General features: G+C 37.6%; 1 protein-coding gene. It reads right to left on the reverse strand.

The window, feature by feature from the left end:
* Positions 1-139: 139 nt before the first annotated feature.
* Positions 140-1,477: an IS4 family transposase gene (locus ACEVFT_RS00975; RefSeq protein WP_393947658.1), complete on the reverse strand. Its 1,338-nt coding sequence runs from the start codon at positions 1,475-1,477 to the stop codon at positions 140-142.
* Positions 1,478-1,552 lie beyond the last annotated feature (75 nt).

A 1,552-nucleotide genomic window follows, 5' to 3' on the forward strand; every position in this document is an offset into this window, starting at 1 on the left:
AACATCAGACATCCTACGCCAGATTTTCGTGTGTTTATCTTCTGTTTAAAATGGGTATTACACAAGGAGTGGGGGAAAAATGGCCTCACTAAATAAACTATACAAATTATCCATCCAAATATTGGGTTTACATCGACTTTTAAGAAGTTTTGCGTTTTTTACACTTTAGGCAAAATGACGAAACGTTTCGGGTGAGCGTATCGAAATAGACATATAGCTGTTTTTTCGAATGCCACATACTTTTTAAAAGTCGATTTATTTGTTTCGCAATCAACCGGACCGTCTTTCTTTCACTAATCCTCCGTTTTCTCGTCGCCCATAGATCATTTCTCATCATTCCCATGATCATTTCAGTCAATAAAAGCACAATACTTTGAAGATAGAAATGACATAACCATCGTTCAATCTTCACCTTCTTCATCTTATCGACTTCTAAATCTGATTTCCATGTTTTAAATAAGAGCTCGATTTGCCAGCGTAATCGGTAAAGTTCATGAATTTCACTTGCTGGCATATCCTCTGGTACATTTGTTAAATAGATGACCACTCCAGGTATTTGTTCTACTTCATTTTTATGGACTTGCCCTTGTTTCTTTTGACGTCTTCTTTTTTCCCGCTTGTGTAGCTCTTTTTCCTGTTCCTCTGAGAGGCGATAGAGAATACAACGTGCAGGCATTTTTTCGTGTCGTCCTACAAATAATTGGGACCACTCTTTGTATTCGCCACGTACCATTTCTAATGCGATTTCTTCTAAATGAATTTGTTTGTAACGGCGACTTTCAATCAATTTCCCATTTGGATGACGAGGTGGATGACTTACTTCGACAAACAATTGCGTATCTTTTTTCGTTTTTGTGATATAGAAAGCACCTTTTGCGTGCACCTTTTTAAAAAAATCGAATTGAAAATAGCCTAAATCCTGTAGAACCAGTTCTCTCTCCTGAATCAAAGGTAATCGCGTCATTCCTGCTGGATTATCGGCATCACGTCCGTTCATTAAATCAAAATAAAGTAGCTGTTGGGTTAAATAATCAAACTCCACTTGCACTTTAACAGACGAACAATGGACACCCTGAAAATTTCCCTGATAGGCATCTGGTAATTTGATCGTTGTGCTATCTAAAATACGTATTCGAGTAAATGTGTATCCCGTTAGCTTGGGGAAGGCGAGTTGAAGCTGTGTTTTGAATAATCGTCCAAAAATGGTTTCCAAAAAAGTAACAGCCCGTTCATCAAAGCGTTTATTAAGAGCCGATTTCGTCATAAATATATCCTGCTCCGCCAAGTCCGTACAAAGCGTTTCAAGCGAATCACTGATAATCTCACTCTTTTTCAAAAACAGAAAGTGTAAAAATTGTGCCGCACTAAACGAACGCTCGCGTTGAATAAAACCCGATAATCTACCCACCTCTTTTACTTCATTTTTCCCAAGTATCTGAAAAAGTGGCGCAAGTAATTGAATATTTTCTGGTTTCATTTTGCTGGACCTCCTTTATCAAGTGTACTTATCTATACCTTGATAAGAGAAATATGAACCAACGAATAAAGGAAA

Origin of the sequence: Lysinibacillus sp. PWR01 (genome assembly GCF_043359455.1) — a bacterium.
Classification (GTDB): Bacteria; Bacillota; Bacilli; order Bacillales_A; family Planococcaceae; genus Lysinibacillus; species Lysinibacillus fusiformis_F.

What these genes read in the sequence shown, in the direction of transcription:
- ACEVFT_RS00975 (WP_393947658.1), bottom strand. Translation starts at nt 1,477, where the DNA reads ATGAAACCAGAAAATATTCAATTACTTGCGCCACTTTTTCAGATACTT.